Here is an 18,353-nt window from a genome sequence, read left to right as displayed (position 1 = left end):
TCATGAACGAAAAGTCTCTGTCCCGCCGTGGTTTCCTCACAGGCGCGGGCTTGGGTGTTGCCGGTGTCGCAGGTTTCGCTGCGATGCCCGCAGACTCCTCCGAGCCCAAAGCCCATGCGGGAAATAGTTCGCAGATTGTTCCCTTCAATGGTGCCCATCAGGCTGGCATTGTGACGCCTGCGCAGGACCGCATGCACTTTGTTGCTTTCGATGTTCTCGAAGGCACAACGCGTGAGGACCTGATCGAGTTGTTGAAGAAGTGGACAGTTATGGCCCGCCGTATGTCCGCAGGTAAAGAGGCTGTTGAGGACGGCGCCACCGGCCTCGGTGATGTTGCAGTCCCCCAGGACACTGGCGAAGCACTCGACCTTCCTCCATCAAACCTGACGATCACGGTGGGCTTCGGCCCCTCGTTGTTTGACGACCGTTTCGGTTTAGCATCCAAAAAGCCCGAACAGTTGCGGGATCTGCCGCACTTCCCCGGCGACCAACTGGTTGCCGAGCAATCCCGCGGTGATTTGTGCATCCAGGCGTGCGCCGACGACCCCCAGGTCGCGGTTCACGCGGTGCGTGTTCTGGCTAAGGCCGGTGTCGGCATGGTCGTGATTCGTTGGTCGCAGCTGGGTTTCGGCCGCACCTCTTCCACCTCCAGTGCGCAGAAGACGCCGCGTAACCTGTTCGGGTTTAAAGATGGCACCAACAACCTAAAGTCCGAGTACACCAAGCTCATCGACGAGCACGTGTGGGTCAAACAGCCCTCGTGGATGGATGGCGGCACGTTCCTGATCACCCGCCGCATCCGCATGCTCATTGAGAACTGGGATCGTCAAATCTTGGCGGAACAGGAGGCCACCTTCGGGCGCGACAAGCGCAGCGGGGCCCCCTTGGGCCGCGAGGACGAATTCGACGAGTTACCCTTGGACGAGTACGTCGGCACGGAGGGCCCCATCATCCCCAATGACGCCCACGCGCGTCTGGCTCACTTTTCTCAAAACGATGGTGGCCGGATGTTGCGCCGCGGCTACAACTTTGTGGATGGTTCGGATGGCTTCGGCCACTTGAACGCAGGGTTGTTCTTCATCGCTTTCGTTGCTGATCCGGATCGGGATTTCATCACGATTCAGAACAACTTGTCGAAAAACGACAAGATGAATGAGTACGTCCGCTACGAATCCTCAGCGATTTTCGCCTGCCCTCCGGGCACGCGGAATAACTCGCAGTGGTGGGGCCAAACCCTGTTTACTTAAACGACAGGCTTAAGGCCACCGCTGTACCGAGCGCTCCACCCATGAAAACTTGTGGGTGGAGCGCTTTGTCGTTGTCTCCCTAGTCGCGTCTAGTCGACACCCAGTAAGGCCTGCGCGGTCTCTCCCACCCATTGGAGTAGTTCGACGTCGCGCAGGGTGGGGTCGGTGATTTTGTTGCCGGTCTTCGGGAAGGGAAGCACCACTGTTTTCGCAGCGGCACGATAGGTGGCCCCGGGGAACAAACGCTTGAGCCGGACTTGGCGGGAATCCGGCAGTTCCACCGGGTGCATCTTGATGCGGGTGCCTTGCACGCCGACATCGTTCACCCCGAGCGGTCGGATGCTGTTGCGCAGCTGGGCGAGACTGAATAATCTGCTGACCTCGGTGGGTAGAGGCCCGTAGCGGTCGATGAGTTCCTCGGCGATAAGATCCAGGTCGTCATCGGTGTTGGACTGGGCGAGCTTGCGATAGATCTCCAGGCGCAGGCGTTCTGATGCCACATACTGCTCTGGAATGTGCGCGTCGACGGGTAGGTCGATGCGGATTTCCCGGGGCTCCTTATCGGTTCCGTCGACGGGCGTTCCGTCGGCGAGCGCACGGTAGGCCTGCACGGCGTCACCAACAAGCCGCATGTACAGGTCGAAGCCGACGCCTGCGATGTGGCCGGATTGCTCGGCACCAAGCACATTGCCGGCACCGCGCATTTCGAGGTCTTTCATCGCCACGGCCATGCCAGCACCCAGATCATTGTTTTGGGCGATGGTGGCCAGGCGGTCGTAGGAGTTTTCGCTTAGGATCGCGCCTTTGGGGTAGAGGAAGTAGGCGTATCCGCGTTCACGGGATCGGCCCACGCGTCCGCGCAGCTGGTGTAGCTGCGATAGGCCCATGTGGTGGGCGTTTTCCACGATCAGGGTGTTGGCGTTGGAAATATCTAGGCCGGTTTCGACGATGGTGGTGCACACCAGCACGTCGTATTCGCGGTTCCAGAAGCCTTGGACGGTTTGCTCGAGTTGTTCCTCGCTCATCTGGCCGTGTGCGACGACAATTCGCGCTTCCGGCACAAGGTCGCGCAGCTCCCTGGCACGTTTGTCGATGGTTTTGACCTTGTTGTGTACATAGAACACCTGGCCATCGCGCAGTAATTCTCTGCGTATTGACGCCGCGATGTGTTTTTCTTCCTGCTGACCGACATAGGTGAGCACGGGGTGGCGGTCTTCTGGTGGGGTGAGGATGGTGGACATTTCTCGGATGCCCGCCATCGACATTTCCAGGGTGCGCGGGATGGGGGTCGCGGACATGGTGAGCATGTCCACGGCGGAGCGCAGTGCTTTGATGTGCTCCTTGTGTTCCACACCGAAGCGCTGCTCTTCATCGACGACGACCAGGCCAAGGTTTTTCCACTGCACGCCGGTTTGCAGCAACCGGTGGGTACCGATGACTATGTCGACGGTGCCGTCAGCCAGGCCGGCGAGGGTTTCTTTGGCTTCGCGTGTGCTGGTGAACCGAGACAGGCCGCGGATCGTCAGGGGGAAGCCTTCTGTGCGGCTGGTGAAGGTGGCGAGGTGCTGCTGGGCGAGCAGCGTGGTGGGGACCAACACCGCGACTTGCTTGCCGTCCTGGACTGCTTTGAATGCTGCGCGGACAGCCACTTCGGTTTTGCCGTATCCGACGTCGCCGATGACGACGCGGTCCATCGGCACGGGTTTTTCCATGTCTTCTTTGACTGCGTCGATGGCCAGCATTTGGTCTTCGGTTTCGACGAAGGGGAAGTTGTCTTCCATTTCGCGCTGCCATGGGGTGTCCGGCGCGAAGGCATGCCCGGGTGCGGCTTGGCGCTTGGCGTAGAGTTCGACCAGTTCACCGGCGATTTCGCGAACTGCGGCGCGGGCTTTCTTTTTGGTGTTTTTCCAATCCGATCCGCCCATTTTGGACAGTGCTGGGCTTTCGCCGCCGACGTATCGGGACAGCATGTCCAGCGAGTCCATGGGGACGTAGAGCTGGTCTGGCGGGCCGCCGCGGCGCGAAGGGGCGTATTCAAGCACGACATATTCGCGGCGGGAGGTCTCGTCTCCAGCAGTGATGGTGCGTTCGGTCATCTTCACAAAACGCCCGATGCCGTGGGTGTCGTGGACGACAAGATCGCCGGTTTGCAGCGCCAGTGGGTCGACTTTGTGTCGTTTGCGGGCGGGGCGTCGTTTCGCACCGGTGAGGTCGCCGACGCGGTTGCCGGTCAGGTCGGTTTCGGTGATGACCACCAGTGGCGCTGCGTAGCCTTTGGCATTGTCCGCGATGATGCCGGCGTGGTTGAGTGCGTGATACAAGGTGACGTGCCCTGGCTTAGGCGCGCTAGGTTTGGAGGGCACGTAGGTGGGGATGCCCGCCTCGGTGAAGCGCTGCTTCATGCGTTTGATGGTTGCGGCTGCCGGCGCGATAAATGCTGCGGCTCCCCCATCATGCGTGTGCGCCTTCAGGGTGGCCATCAGCGCTTCGATGGCTTTGAGATCACCGTGCGGTGCCGGCGGCAGTTGGGGCTCAAGCGGCAGGAAGTTCCCGGACTCGTGGTCCAGGGTTGCCCCCATGCCCGTGGGGTCTAGTGTCCAATAGTGCCCGCCGCGTTCCATGGCGTTGCGTTCCAGCGATTCAAGGCTGCGGTAGCTTGCTGCCGACAAATCCAGTGTTGACGTCGCGATCGGTCCCTCTGCGCCCATCGCTGCGGCTTCCCAGGCTGCCGCCAGGAATTCTTCATCGGTTTGCTGCAGGTCGTGGATGCGTGTTCGTACTTTTTCCGGCGCCACGACCACCGTGTAAGAGCCCTCGGGCAGCAGCTGAGGCAGGGTCCGATATTCGGCATCCGTCAGTGCGGGGATGAGGGTTTCCATTCCATCGGTGTACATCCCCTCTCCGATCTTGGTCAGCAGCTCCGCCAACGACGGGTTGCCGGCGTGCTCGCGTGCCAAATCCTGGGCGCGAGCCGACACGGCGTCATCAATTAATAGGGTGCGGCAGGGGTAGACCTGAACCTCGCGTAACTCCTCACCCTCAGGGAGCGTTAACGTGCGCTGATCGGCGACGGAAAACGGGCGGAGGTCTGATACCTCATCGCCCCAAAACTCCACGCGGACAGGGAAATCAGCGGTGGTCGGAAACACGTCAATAATGCCGCCGCGGGTCGCGAACTCGCCGCGCTTAGCCACCAAATCCACATGATGATAACCCGCATGCGTCAAACGATCCGCCAGGCCAAGGCACTCCTGATCAACGCGCAACTCGATCACCTTGATCGCAGTGTCGACAATGGGCTGGCTCAACGCCCTAGCTGCCGCCACAACCACACGACACTGTCCGGCACCCAACCGATCCAGTACACGCGCACGATGACCAACAATGTCCACCCCCGGGCTCAAACGCTCATGCGGCAACGTCTCCCAACTAGGAAACAAATCCACCACATCCCCCAACATCGAAGACAACTCCGACGCCAGATCCTCCGCCTCACGACCATTAGCCGTAACAACCAACACCGGCCTATCCTGCGCACCCGCCATCACACCAACAAGCCACGGGCGCACCTGCTCAGGGCCAGTAATCGCCAACCGCTGCTCATCCAAATTCGGGACAATGCCCTTAAACGTCGTCGACGAGGCCACAGCCTTCAACAACCCCGACAACGGAGCCTTCACAGCCATAGAGAAAGCAGCAGTCACAACAACAATCCTTAAAGATCTTCAGACAACACCGGATGCGACTCCATCCGGGCCAAACCATTCCAGCATAGGTTAACGATGTGGGCAGCCACGGCCTCCTTATCAGGAGTACGCACATCCAACCACCACTGCGCAGTCATACTGACCATCCCCACCAGCGCCTGACCATACAACACCGCAGTATCCGGATCCAGGCCCAACCGCATGAACGCCTCACCCAAAATGTGCGACACCTGCCCCACGGCGTCATTAAGCAACGTCGCATAACCACGATCCCCACCTTGCGGCACATCGCGCACCAAAATCTGAAAACCGTCCGTATGCTCCTCCACATACGTCAACAAAGCCAACACGGCCTGCTCAATACGCGTCCGGCTACGCCCCTTAGCCAACGCCTGGGTAATCACCTCCTGCAAACGCACCATCTCGCGGTCCACCACCACCGCATACAAGCCCTCCTTGCCCCCAAAGTGGTCGTACACCACAGGCTTGCTGACACCCGCACGCGCCGCAATTTCCTCAACACTCGCGGCGTCATAACCCCGCGCAGCAAACACACTACGACCAACACTAATGAGCTGCTCACGACGTTGAGAGCCCGACATCCTCTGCCTAACCATAGACAAGACCCTACAGTGTGAGCTATAGTCTTAGGCGCGCAATGCCCGCAACGCCCCTCACAGGTGGCATACGTAGGCACTCGCGCAATTCCCCATGGTGTAATTGGCAACACTACGGTTTTTGGTACCGTCATTCTTGGTTCGAGTCCAGGTGGGGAAGCAACACTCCTGCTCCCCAAAAGCAACCGACACGCACCGTGGCCGACCTTTTGGGGAGCAGTTCGCGTTAGGGGTACCGTGGTGTGTGTTCAACGTGTTCAACCAGACGAATTCGCGATCGGAGCCACACTGTCTATGAGCAATGTCGCTGTAGTCATCCTCGCCGCCGGTGCCGGCACGAGAATGAAATCCACCACCCCCAAAATGCTGCACAGCGTAGCCGGCCGCACCATGCTGGCCCACGCACTACATGCCGCCGCCGGGCTGAAACCCCAGCACCTCATCACTGTTGTGGGCCACGGGCGCGAACAAGTCCTACCAGCCATCGACGCTGAAACTGCAGCCCTGCGCGACTACGGGGTAGATACGGTTGCCACCGCCACCCAGGAACAGCAAAACGGCACCGGTGACGCCGTCGCCTGCGGCCTCGCAGAACTCCCCGAGGATTTCGACGGCACTGTCCTGGTCACCACCTCCGACGTGCCGATGCTCAACAGTGACACCCTCGCCGGCCTGCTCGCCGAACACAACGCCAAACCCCGCGCAGCCGTCACCGTGCTCACCGCCACCGTGGATGCACCCCGCGGCTACGGCCGTATCGTCCGCTCCGTCGACGGCGAAGTCATGCGCATCGTCGAAGAAAAAGACGCCACCGACGACATCCGCGCCATCACCGAAGTCAACTCTGGTGTCTACGCCTTCGACGCCGAACTCCTCCGCCACGCCCTCACCCGCCTAGACACCAACAACGCCCAAGGCGAGTTCTACCTCACCGATGTCATCAGCATCGCCCGCGAACTCGACCGCACCGTCCGCGGCCACCGACTTGATGACGCCGCGTTGGTCGCCGGCGTCAACGACCGCGTACAGCTCGCCGCCATGGGCAAAGAAATGAACCGCCGCATCTGCGAAAAGGCCATGCGCGGCGGGGCCACCATCATCGACCCCGACACAACCTGGATCGATATTGATGTCGAGATCGGACGCGACGTCATCATCCATCCCGGCACCCAACTCAAAGGCTGCACCACCATCGCGGACAACTGCGAAATCGGGCCCGACACCACACTCATCGACATGGAAGTCCACGAAGGCGCATCCGTCATCCGCACGCATGGGTCACTGTCCGTCATCGGTAAAGACGCCACCGTCGGCCCCTACACCTACATCCGCCCCGGCACCGAGCTCGGCGAAAAGGGCAAACTCGGCGGATTCGTCGAAGCGAAGAACGCCAAGATCGGCCGCGGCTCGAAAGTTCCGCACCTCACCTACATTGGTGATGCAACCGTCGGGGAAGAATCCAACATTGGCGCCTCCAGCGTCTTCGTCAACTACGACGGCGTCAACAAGCACCACACCACTATTGGGGATCACGTACGCACCGGCTCCGATACGATGTTTATCGCACCAGTCACCGTCGGCGACGGCGCCTACTCCGGCGCAGGTACAGTGATCAGGGAAGACGTACCGGCCGGGGCACTCGTCGTGTCCGGCGGTAAACAACGCAATATTGAAGGATGGGTCGAGGCCAAACGCCCCGGCACGCCCGCTGCCGAAGCCGCAGCTAGGGCACAACAGCGAGCACAACAGTAGGAAGGCTGAACGTGATGACTGACAACTGGGTGGACAACAAACGCAACCTGATGCTCTTCTCAGGGCGCGCACACCCCGAACTCGGTGAAGCCGTCGCCAAGAACCTTGGCATCGACCTCACCCCCATGACCGCACGGGACTTCGCCAACGGCGAGATCTTCGTCCGTTTCGAAGAATCCGTCCGCGGCTGCGACGCCTTCGTCCTGCAGTCCCACACCCAGCCGCTGAACAAGTGGCTGATGGAACAGCTCATCATGATCGACGCCCTAAAGCGCGGCTCCGCCAAGCGCATCACCGCGATCCTGCCCTTCTACCCCTACGCCCGCCAGGACAAGAAGCACCGCGGCCGCGAGCCGATTTCCGCGCGCTTGGTCGCCGACCTGCTCTACGCTGCTGGTGCCGACCGCATCGTGTCTGTCGACCTGCACACCGACCAGATCCAGGGCTTCTTCGACGGCCCCGTCGATCACATGCACGCCATGCCGATCCTGACGGACTACATCAAGAAGAACTACAGCCTCGACAACATTGCTGTGGTCTCCCCCGATGCTGGCCGCGTGAAGGTTGCCGAAAAGTGGGCCAACATTTTGGGCGACGCTCCCCTGGCGTTCGTCCACAAGACCCGCAGCGTGGATGTTGCCAACCAGGTTGTTGCTAACCGTGTCGTCGGTGATGTCACCGGCCGCACCTGTGTCCTGCTCGACGACATGATCGACACCGGCGGAACCATCGCAGGTGCCGTTGGTGTTCTGCGCGACGCCGGTGCGAAGGACGTCATCATTGCCTGCACCCACGGTGTGTTCTCTGATCCGGCTCGCGAGCGTTTGTCGCAGTGCGGTGCGAAGGAAGTTATAACCACCGATACGCTGCCGCAGAACACTGAGGGCTGGGACAACCTGACCGTGCTGTCGATTGCGCCGCTGCTGGCCAAGACCATCCGTGAGATCTTCGAAAACGGCTCTGTGACCACCCTGTTTGAGGGCCAGGCCTAGCTTTATGTAGAGCCTTGTGCACTGCCTTTGTAGGTTGTGCGCTGTGTGGTCCCGCCTCATCGGCGGGGCCACTTTTTTATGCCAGGGGATGCTTGGGGTGTACACGTTGGATGCTTGGGGTGTGCACGTTTTTCGGCAGCGAGCCTCCTTCAAAATTTTCGACCTGGGAAAACGCGAAAACCACGGGCTCGCTGCCGAAATCTGTGCACGCTTGACGCGGTGCGGCGACTGCGGAGACAGACCAACGCGCGCACGGGCGACGCGTTGCGGCCGGGTGCCAGGTGCGGAACGCTGGGGCTATGGGGTTTAGGCGGGGCAATGGGTTGCGGCTCCATCTTAGGATTGTCTTATGCGAGTGCTTAATGTCGGTGCCGCCAGGAGGCTGTCAGCTGTTGCGTCCTTGTGCACGGTGAGGCTTGTCGTGAGTTCATGCGGGATGGTGACCATCACCCCGAAGAACGCTGGGGAACCTACTGCCGGGACGCTGACCGGTCTTCCGTCTCCGGCAGAGACGGCCGCAACCGACCAGCCCTCGACTGCGAACGAGAGCGCACAAACCAGCGCCAAGGAGCAAGGCGCCAACGAACAGGCAAGCAAACAAACACCTCTCCAGCAGGGTGCTCGGCTGCCCCGCGAGGTTCGCGAGCGTCGGGGTGCGCGGGTTCATCGCGGGTTCATCGCGGGTGGGTGGCCCATCGATTGGTGTGTGCGTGTTGTGGTTGTGTTCGTGCGTTGTTAGGGCGTTGCGTGCCATGTGTCCTCATTCATCACAAGTGGTTGTGCAAGGTCACGGCTGCTTCGCAGTGCCCTCTGGGGTGTTCTGCGGTCGCAGTTGGCCTTGTTTATGTGTTGTTTTGATTTGAGAACGCGTTCCGAATACAAGTCGCACGGCGAACCGCTTTAGTTCCCGACCCGCATATTTTTGTCGCTCCACTTTGAATCACAGACCGGCAGGGTGTATTATTTTTCAGGTCTCGGCGAGGGCGCCGCCACGCAGCGCAGCACCATGCACACCGCATAGCGCACGTACTGTACAACGGTTGCCGTTATCGACGCGATTTGAATCTTTGTAAGCCTGCGAAGACTCGACGAGATATCCGAGTCCTGCGCGGGCTTTCGTTGTTTCACCCCTGGTGGGCTCAGCCCCAGCCACACGGTGTGCGACGTGATGCGCAGGCGACAACGTTACACCCCGGCGGCGTCATCAATGCTGTTCACAGCCGATGCGCACACCGGGAAACTAATACCTGTGAGGAGACTTTCATGTCTAACCAAGCTATCGCCCTTGAGGCTGCCGTCCGTAAGGAATTCGGCAAGGGTGCTGCCCGCCGTGCACGCCGCGCCGGCCAGATCCCCGTGGTCGTTTACGCCAACGAGTTCGAGCCCCTCCACATCCTGGTTGACCGCCTCGACTTCACCGCGATCATCCGTAACCACGGCACCAACGCTGTTGTTTCCCTCGACATTGAGGGTGAGAAGCAGCTGGCCATGATCAAGTCTGTGGACCAGAACGTACTGACCTTCAACATCGACCACGCTGACCTGCTTGCTATTAAGCGCGGCGAAAAGGTCGAGGTCGACATTCCTGTCGTTCACACTGGCGAGATCGCTTCCGGCGCAATGCTCATGCAGGACGCAGAGACCATCCGCGTTGAAGCTGACGTTATGAACATTCCGGAAGAGATCGTCCTCGACGTTGAGGGCATGGAGATCGGCTCCACCATCACCGCTGGCGACGTTCAGATGCCTGGCGGCTGCACCCTGGTCGATGATCCGGAGATGCTGATCATCAACGTTGTTGTTCCTGAGGTCGCTGACGTTCCCGAAGAGGGCGGGCAAGAAGACGGCACCGAAGATGACGCCGCTGAGGTCGAGGAGACTTCCGCAGCTGACGAGTAAGCCTTCTTGCGCTTACTCCCCTTTGGGTGTTGACGCCGCGTCTACCGTTTGGTGGGCGCGGCGTTTCGCTGTTTGCAGGTGGGGTTAGGGTTTGCGGGTGGTCTGGTAGTACCGGGTGGGGTGGGCAGGCGGTACGAACTAGCGGTGCCGGATGGGGCGGGCAGGCGGTACGAACTGGCGGTGCCGGGGCGGCAGAGTCCGGGGTGGCACAGTCTGCAGTCGGCGACCGGTGCGGGGGCGATGCCGGTGCCGGGTTTTGCCAAGCAGGGTGCAGTACTGGGGCAGCAGATGCGCCGGGGGCGCACAGTCTGCAGTCTGCAGTTGGCGACCGGTGCGGGGTTGATGCCGGTGCCCGGGGAGGGCGCACTGGGGGACGCGTGTAAGATGCACTGGTTCTGGCAGATTTGCACCTGGCACTCCCATTTCCCCAGGTCGCTCTTTTTAAAGGTGCAAATTTGCCCAAACCAGTGCACGCATCCCACCCACGCCCCACACGCACCTCACCCACGCCCCAGACGCACCCCGCTCACGCCCCATCCTCAGATGCCCAACCGTACAAAAAACCGGCAGATTTACCTCCCCCTCCCCTATTTCCGCAGGTCACTCTCCCCCAAAACCCAAATCTGCCGGTTTTTTGTACTTAGCTCGAAGAATCACAGGCGCATGACGCTAAAGAAGGCTTGCCCCGAGACCACTTTGGAATCGGGGCAAGCCTTCTGTTGCGAGAAGCTGAGCTACTGAATTGTGCAGTTCTTTACGAATGCATTGAAGCCGTCGAAACCATCACCGATGCCGGTGACGGTCGCAGTTCCTCCAGGAGTGAGAGAGCCTGCACGGTCCAGCTCAGAGTCTTCGAGCCTGCAGGAAACGCTTGCGATACCGTCGCTCGGCCCATCGAGGGTGAGGTGGTAGCTGCCAAAGGTTTCGTTGACGCTGTCTACTGTGCCGGTGACTTCGAGTTTCTTGCCCTTGTATTCCTTGTCGGCTGCGATCTCATTGGTGTCGTAAGCTGCAACATAATCCACAGCGCTAATTGCGATAGCGGGGGAATCATCTGCGACAGCCTCGGCACTACTGGAGCTGCTGCTCGACGATGCAACGCTGTCCGAGACAGAATTCCCGATGGCGGCCATGCAACCACCGATTCCTAGCAGAAGGAGGATGCCCAATACGAGAGGGATGAGGCAGCCGGGGCGCTTATACCAGGGAGCCTTCGGTGCCTGGACATACACGACCTGCTGTTCGGGATTGGGTTGGGTGGGGGGATTTTCTTGGCTCATTCGGCCGCACACCTTCCATGGTTTTGTTTACGATGGAGCATCACCCTGCCTATGGTGGACACAGGCATCATGCGGTCAGCGTATGATGAGCAGCGACCTCGTGATCAAATGGGGCGATACGCTGAGATTTCTCCAGCTTTTATGGAAGGCTAGCAGCGATCCCCCCCCCCGCCAGTTTTAGCGTGCTAAAAACATTAAACCAGCGCTGAGCTGCTATTTTCGCTGCACGGATCGGCATATTTTTACCCCCGGGGGTACTTTCATATCGGCCCTGCGGTATCCCATAGACTCAATACGCACCGTAGATGACAGCTTGCGCCTGCCCCCGGTCCCGTTCTCACGTTTGAGACACTGATTCCGCCGATATTTTCACAGATTATGGGAAGACCTACCGCTTATAATTGAGCGTAATTCGCAGGCGTCGTTGAGGGTGAGGAGAACCAAGGTGACTGACACAAGAAGCGCCATAGATAAAGCCTTCAGCCTGCTCCGCAGTTTTTCAGCTGAAGACGCGAGCGGAGTCGGAGTAAGCGAACTTGCCCGCCGCGCAGACTTATCGAAATCAACCGCACACCGCATTCTGGCCGCGCTCGTCGAAAACGATGCTGTGGAGCGAAGCGGAAATGTCTACCGTTTGGGCACCCTCTGCTACGACTTAGTGTCGAACCCCGAGAATGAATATCACAATACCTTTTCGGAATTGTTAACACCCTATCTAGCAGCACTGTTCGAGCAGACTCGCCACACAGTTCACTTGGCATATCTCTATGGCAATCAGGTTGCTTATATCAACAAGCTCTTTACTACTCGCCGGATTTCTTCACCTTCAAGGATCGGCGGACGAGCCCCTGCATATTGCACGGGTGTAGGAAAAGCGATGCTTGCCTGGGACCAGCCCCGAGCAAAATCGGTCGTTGAGTCCGGCCTGCACCCATGGACTCCCTACACCATCACCGACCCCAACGAATTTTGGGAAGAGCTACAGCGTATCCGTGCCGAAGGCTTCGCCTACGACAATCAGGAAATTACTCTCGGGCTTTCCTGCGTCGCTGCACCGATTCTCGGTCAAAATAACGTGCCGGTAGCCGCTCTGTCCGTGTCCGGCGCTTCCGGTGTTTTTCGATCATCTGATTTCATTGGCCCACTCAAGCGTGTAAGTGCTGCGGCATCTAAAGCAGTACTGGCGGTGCAGCGCAGTCAAAGTAACGGTTAATACTGCAATTCAGATGCCTCCTAACTAGGCTTCACCGAACGGCCCCCTTCCTCGTTTAACGCTTAGCAATCGAATAATCGCGCGTAAAACAAGCCACGCTGCGGCGCTGCTCTCTCGCCAGACCCGCGAGTGAAGTGTTCCTCACAGTGGAACACTGGTGAGACATCACCCCATATCCCCCAATAGTGTGTGATTTACGCAACCGCACTTTTGAAGGAGGATTTCAGTGACTCACGCGCAACATGACGTTAACGTCACCGGCATTGAAAACCTGATAGACCCGGTGGGCGGCTACGTCTCCGGCAAAATTTTTCATGACGCCGATATCTACGAGCAGGAACTCCAAACGGTCTGGCAAAAAACTTGGGTCTTCCTAGCCCATGACTCAATGCTTCCGAAAAAAGGAAACTACATCCAGACCTACATCGGTGAAGATCCCGTGATTGTCTGCCGACAAAAAGATGGCTCCGTAAAAGCCTTTCTGAATCAGTGCCGTCACCGTGGCATGCGAATCTGCCGTGCCGACCGGGGCCTCGCTAAAGGATTCATGTGCTCCTTCCACGGATGGGCTTACGGACTAGATGGCACGCTTCTCGACATTCCACACGAGGACACTGCGTACCCGCAAGGCATGGACAAAACGAAACTTTCAGCTATCCAAGTGCCGCGGATTGAAAACTATAACGGGTTCATCTTCGGATCATGGGATGAAAATATTCCCCCTCTTGAAGAGTATCTCGGAAATGCAAAGTACTACCTCGACGGTTATCTCGACCGCTACGCAGGGGGCATGGAGGCTATTGCCGTACACAAGTGGGTTCTTCCAGCAAACTGGAAGTTCAACGTGGAGCAGCCCACTTCTGACATGCAGCACTCGGAGATCTCTCATGTTTCCGCCGTGGAAGCCTTGGCCTCCGGATCAGACACCTTCGACCGAAAAACCGGACGAGAGAAGATTCCTACCGGACGCCAGTGGTTCAGCCCCTACGGGCACGGTGGCGCATTCTTCGGCAAGCGTGGAAAGGAAATTCCCAACACTGCCCCTGCTCTCATCGACTGGGAGAACACCGTCCGAGACAAGATCGAGGAACGTCTAGGAGAATTCCGAGAGGTTCGCGGCCATATGAACGTTTTTCCGAACTTCATGCTTCTCGGTAACTACACATTCCGGGTCACACACCCGCGCGGGCCACACGAAATGGAGATTTGGTCCTGGACGTTCGTGCCGAAGGATGCACCCGAGGAAGTCAAGGAATCGATTCGACTCGATGTAATGCGCACCTTCTCCCCAGCCGGAATGTTTGAACAAGATGATGCTGAAAACTGGGAGGAAATGCAGCACATTCTCAAAGGCGCAGTATCTCGCAAAACAGGATTCACCTACAACATGCGCGGCGTCCCCGTCACCCGAGATGATGACGGATACCCCGGCGGATCAACAGCCCACGTCTACTCCGATAACGCAGCGCTCAACATGTACGGCTTCTACCGCGACATGATGATGGGCTACGACTGGCCCCAACTTAAAGAAATACGCCACGGAGAAGTCGAAGTGGAACAAGCCGACTTCACGGCAGTAATGCCTGACGGCGCTGACTACAAAGCCACCCACAACACCATGGCCAAGCTCGACATCGACACCGAAAACGCAAAAGCCTAAACGACCTACAGACACCAGATAGGAGGACACGCAGACATGTCACATGGACCCGAAACCATGGCACCACCCCCTGGAGAGCACTTCGCAGATTCGAAGGAAACCACAGCCCAAGCAATACTCGAGACACCCACCGCGGCGTCATTAAGCAAACACGCCGACGCCGAAACTGAACGCGCCCTGACACGCTTCCTTTTTGATGAAGCAGATCTAGTCGACAACATGGATTGGGACGCCTGGCTTGAATGCATGCATCCGGACATCTACTACTGGGCTCCAGTTCGAGAAAATCGCGTCTACCGCGAACGTAAACACGAGTTCTATGAAAAAGGAACGTCGGTGTACTTCGAGGAAAACTGGGAATACCTCCGCCAACGAGTCTTCCGACTTCAAACACAAAAAGCATGGGCCGAGGAGCCAGCATCGCGATCCCGACACCTCGTGTCAAACGTCCGAGTTGATGCACGCGGAGACGGGAACTTCGATGTTCGATCTAACGTCCTCGTCTACCGCAGCCGCGGAGAGCGCTACCAGGATCACATCACCTACGAACGGCGCGACATCATCGTTAAAGACGAGACAGCACCCCTTGGGTTTCTCGTGCTAGAACGCGAAATCCGTTTCGACATGGCAACGATCCTTATTAAAAACCTATCTCTTTTCTACTAAGGAGTAACACCATGAGTGAAGTAAAACTCGGACGCATCGGGGTGGTCGTCTACGACGTCAAGTCGGCAATGGAGCACTACACCAAGGTATACGGAATCACCGACTGGTCTGTGGAAACTATCGAAGAGAACAACGCAGTGTCCTATGGTCGCAAAGGAATTAAAGCGTCCTGGACCTCCGCAATTGGCTCAACCTCTAACATCACTTTCGAACTGGTGCAGCCACTGTCCGGCGAATCCCCTTTCATGGAACACCTGCGAACCAAAAGGGAAGGAATTTGCTTCCTCCGGGTAATCACCGATCCCACTCGGCCTTCCTATGTCAAGCGCTGCTACGTGGGAGGGGGCCGTAGTTTCTACGACACGAGGGAGTACCTCGGAGGATTCTTGCTCGAAATGAGTACCGACATGGATGAAAGACCCGAAGCTGTTGAAGGCATCCTCCCTACTCAAGGGATATACCATTTCGGAGTCCTCGTTCACGATGTACTCAAGACCCTCCCCTTTTACCGAGATATCTTCGGCATCGAGCGATTCGAGTGCAAAACCTGGGAAACCGGCTTTGGGCGTTTGGACGATTCAATGTACCGGGGCGAAAAGGTCGACCACGGCTATTTCACTGCTCAAGGCCACTGCGCCGATTTCGGCTTTGAAATAATCCAATGCAACCACGGCCCCTCGCACTACAACCGTGAATTCTTTGACATCCTTGGGCCCGGTATTCACCACATTTTTCCCTGGATGGTAGCGACCCAGGACTACTCGACACCGGCAGAAGCCGAAGCTGCGTGGACTAGGGTCATCGAGCTCATGAGCGATGAAGGTATGAGCCTATGCATGGGTTCGCCTCTGCGCGGTGGTGCAGCTGAATTTGGATATTTCGACACTTTCGACAATCTCGGTGGCTATCTCATCGAAGGTGTAATCCGACGAGAAGCCCCCGCTGAAGAATTCGCTTCACCCGACTGGGTTATCGAATATTAGGGAGCCATGACGATGATCCGAATGGTAGTAGAGTCCGCGTCTGATCTAGAACTGCACCGCAAGGTAGCAGCGTTATATGCGCACTACAACGCTACGGTTTACCGCAGCCTAGCTGAGGGCGAGGAAAAAATCTACGCGTTCACTCTGTTATTTCCAGACGAGGCCGCGCTCGAAACCTATCTTGCCGAAGCACCCAACGGCCCAGCAGATGAACTGCTCCGCCACGCAACGATTGATTGCTATATCCAATCGTCCTATGCGTTGATTGACGGTGTCTGGACCCCGAGGGATGCAATCCAGGATTCCCGCATCATGTGGCCGGGGAACTCCCCGGTGCGAATAGTCATCGAAACTGCCTGCGAAAACAACCCTGCAATGTACGCGATGACGAGCGAAGAAATCAGCCAAACTCGGGCAGAACCTGGATGCCTGCAATACGCCTGGTACGAGGACGTCGACCGCCCCGGAGATCTTCTTCTTTTGGAGCTGTGGGACAACCAAGTAATCTACGACGCTCATTGGTTTGGCCGCATGAAAACCTCTGATTACCGAGGTGATTCTGGGCGCAAGCCCTCACCCCGCCAACGGGGAGAAGTATCCCGTGAGTTCTACCGACACCAGCCATTTGAGTACCACTACGGCCGGCTCTTACCTGCCGACACAGCCCACTACTCGCACACCGTGATCTGGGGCGCCCAATAAACGCCTTATATGCCCGACACTTCACTACAACATTAAGGAGAACCCATGCCTCCCGCAGTATCCCCATCTACCCAAGAGTCTGTAGATCCCAAAGAACGGCGCCGTGCTGTATGGTCCAGTTTCCTAGGCGCAACCGTAGAGTACTACGACTTCCTCCTCTACGCCGCAGCAGCAGGACTGGTTTTTCCGAAGCTATTCTTCAACAATCTTGATGAAACTACCGGGACGACGCTGTCCTTCTTAATCCTCCTGATTGGATACATTGCGCGCCCAATTGGATCCGTCGCATTTGGACACTTCGGAGACCGCTACGGACGTAAAAATGTTCTAGTCATCACCCTCCTGACAATGGGACTAGTATCCGTCGCCATCGGATTCATGCCATCATCGGCTGCTTTTCCGCTTGCCCCCTGGCTGCTAGTTTTACTTCGAGCAATCCAGGGTGTCGCTGTCGGTGGCGAATGGGCGGGTGCGACTCTCATGGCCATGGAGCACTCTAAACAAGGTAACAAGGGCTTCGGTGCGTCACTCGCCATCGCTGGTGGACCTGCTGGCGCTGTCCTGGCGACGCTTGTGCTTTCTATTTTCGCCAAGGCTTCAGGTGCCAACTTCGCGAATCCTGAACAGTATTTCGTAACGGACTGGGGCTGGCGCGTACCGTTTTTACTGTCGGCCTGCATCGTCATTTTCGGTCTCTACCTACGCAGCCGTGTTACCGAATCTCCCGAATTCGAAGAGGCGCGTCGCCGTGGCGACGTTCACACCGGTGTTCCACTGGTCAAGATGCTGCGCGACTCACCCAAGGACCTACTCCTGGGCACCCTAGCCGGTATGTCCGGGCTGTTTGTCCAAGGTCTGCAGGCTTCGTACATGGTTCCGTTCATCGTTCGTTCTACAAAGGACTCCGATCAGCCAATCGAACGTGCAGATGCTCTCATGATGCTTACTATCGGATCGATCATCGCGATCTTCGTGATGCCCTTCCTGGCTTGGCTATCCGATAAGTATGGGCGCCGGACTGTCATGATCAGTGGTGGAATCGTTTCAATTGCGGGTATTTGGATCGTGTTCCACATGATCCAGACCGGCGATCCATCCATGGTGTGGGCAGGTATGATCCTCATGGTCTGTGTCGTTCAGCCTGCGCAATACGGCCCCATTGGCGCCTTCCTATCCGAAAAATTCGACGCCGCGCATCGTTACACAGGCGCGGGAATGACTTTCCAAATGGCATCCATCTTGGGCGCGGGTACAGCTCCCCTCATCGCCAATCGAATAGCACCCCCAGGATCAAGCCTCGACCCAATAGCTTGGTGGGTAAGCGGCCTGTTCGTTATCTCTTCAGCAGCGATCTACTTCTCGCGAGAAACTGCTCACCGTGAGAGTCACGAAGAACGCTTCGAAGAAACCGCCGTGTTTAAAGCCTAATTTCATTCAGGCAGGACATCTCCTAGCCGTCATAATGCAAAAGGACACTTGCCTTTCCTCATGACGGCTTTTTAAATTTTCAATATTCCTGTTAATCCACAAGAGAGCGAGAACGCTTGAAGAACACAATGTGCTCATAAAAATGTCCCCGCTAGCTGGGCTCTGTTTAGCCAGTCCAACTAGCGGGGACAAGGTCAGTCATGCGCC

13 protein-coding genes and 1 pseudogene are annotated in these 18,353 nt (G+C 57.8%); 11 read left to right on the top strand and 3 right to left on the bottom strand.

Annotated features, from left to right (window positions below; all coding sequences use genetic code 11):
- The first annotated feature begins 2 nt into the window (after positions 1-2).
- Positions 3-1,247 (top strand): iron uptake transporter deferrochelatase/peroxidase subunit, encoded by a 1,245-nt coding sequence (efeB, locus tag CARG_RS03255; RefSeq protein WP_081761696.1) that lies wholly within the window; start codon positions 3-5, stop codon positions 1,245-1,247.
- Positions 1,248-1,366: 119 nt separating this feature from the next.
- Here the strand turns inward: efeB and mfd are convergent.
- A pseudogene (mfd, locus tag CARG_RS03250) lies at positions 1,367-4,933 on the bottom strand (transcription-repair coupling factor); the annotation flags it as partial.
- 29 nt (positions 4,934-4,962) lie between these two features.
- Positions 4,963-5,571 (bottom strand): TetR/AcrR family transcriptional regulator, encoded by a 609-nt coding sequence (locus CARG_RS03245; RefSeq protein ID WP_041746941.1) that lies wholly within the window; start codon positions 5,569-5,571, stop codon positions 4,963-4,965.
- Positions 5,572-5,865: 294 nt separating this feature from the next.
- On the opposite strand from CARG_RS03245, the gene glmU reads away from it, so the two are divergent.
- The 4 genes from glmU to CARG_RS03220 all read left to right on the top strand — a co-directional run bounded on the left by glmU (position 5,866) and on the right by CARG_RS03220 (position 10,214).
- Positions 5,866-7,323, top strand: a complete 1,458-nt coding sequence (glmU, locus tag CARG_RS03235) for a bifunctional UDP-N-acetylglucosamine diphosphorylase/glucosamine-1-phosphate N-acetyltransferase GlmU (RefSeq protein WP_052331948.1) — start codon at positions 5,866-5,868, stop codon at positions 7,321-7,323.
- Between the two features lie 14 nt (positions 7,324-7,337).
- Positions 7,338-8,315, top strand: a complete 978-nt coding sequence (locus CARG_RS03230) for a ribose-phosphate diphosphokinase (protein WP_020975963.1) — start codon at positions 7,338-7,340, stop codon at positions 8,313-8,315.
- A gap of 349 nt (positions 8,316-8,664) precedes the next feature.
- Entirely contained in the window at positions 8,665-9,054 is a 390-nt protein-coding gene (locus tag CARG_RS03225) for a hypothetical protein (RefSeq protein ID WP_144198522.1), read from the top strand.
- A 524-nt stretch (positions 9,055-9,578) separates the two neighbouring features.
- Positions 9,579-10,214 carry a 50S ribosomal protein L25/general stress protein Ctc gene (locus CARG_RS03220; RefSeq protein WP_020975961.1) on the top strand — a complete coding sequence of 212 codons (636 nt, stop codon included), beginning with the start codon at positions 9,579-9,581 and terminating at the stop codon, positions 10,212-10,214.
- 734 nt (positions 10,215-10,948) lie between these two features.
- Here CARG_RS03220 and CARG_RS09585 read toward each other — a convergent pair.
- Positions 10,949-11,494, bottom strand: a complete 546-nt coding sequence (locus CARG_RS09585) for an OB-fold protein (RefSeq protein WP_020975959.1) — start codon at positions 11,492-11,494, stop codon at positions 10,949-10,951.
- A 445-nt stretch (positions 11,495-11,939) separates the two neighbouring features.
- Here CARG_RS09585 and CARG_RS03205 point away from each other — a divergent pair, with 445 nt between their 5' ends.
- From CARG_RS03205 to CARG_RS03180, 6 genes are all read left to right on the top strand, one after another.
- Positions 11,940-12,707 (top strand): IclR family transcriptional regulator, encoded by a 768-nt coding sequence (locus CARG_RS03205; protein WP_236620159.1) that lies wholly within the window; start codon positions 11,940-11,942, stop codon positions 12,705-12,707.
- A 226-nt stretch (positions 12,708-12,933) separates the two neighbouring features.
- Positions 12,934-14,367 carry an aromatic ring-hydroxylating oxygenase subunit alpha gene (locus CARG_RS03200; protein ID WP_020975957.1) on the top strand — a complete coding sequence of 478 codons (1,434 nt, stop codon included), beginning with the start codon at positions 12,934-12,936 and terminating at the stop codon, positions 14,365-14,367.
- Positions 14,368-14,403: 36 nt separating this feature from the next.
- The gene (locus CARG_RS03195) at positions 14,404-15,033 is read left to right on the top strand and encodes an aromatic-ring-hydroxylating dioxygenase subunit beta (protein ID WP_020975956.1); all 630 of its coding nucleotides are present in this window, start codon (positions 14,404-14,406) and stop codon (positions 15,031-15,033) included.
- Positions 15,034-15,044: 11 nt separating this feature from the next.
- Entirely contained in the window at positions 15,045-16,016 is a 972-nt protein-coding gene (locus tag CARG_RS03190; protein WP_020975955.1) for a VOC family protein, read from the top strand.
- A 6-nt stretch (positions 16,017-16,022) separates the two neighbouring features.
- Positions 16,023-16,718, top strand: coding sequence for a putative quinol monooxygenase (locus CARG_RS09580; RefSeq protein ID WP_144198519.1), 696 nt, complete (start codon positions 16,023-16,025; stop codon positions 16,716-16,718).
- Between the two features lie 45 nt (positions 16,719-16,763).
- Entirely contained in the window at positions 16,764-18,146 is a 1,383-nt protein-coding gene (locus tag CARG_RS03180) for an MFS transporter (RefSeq protein ID WP_020975953.1), read from the top strand.
- Positions 18,147-18,353: the final 207 nt, after the last annotated feature.

This window comes from Corynebacterium argentoratense DSM 44202 (assembly GCF_000590555.1).
Lineage (GTDB): Bacteria > Actinomycetota > Actinomycetes > Mycobacteriales > Mycobacteriaceae > Corynebacterium > Corynebacterium argentoratense.
The sequence above is the reverse complement of the archived record's forward strand: the minus strand, read 5'-3'. Positions and strand labels throughout refer to the sequence as shown.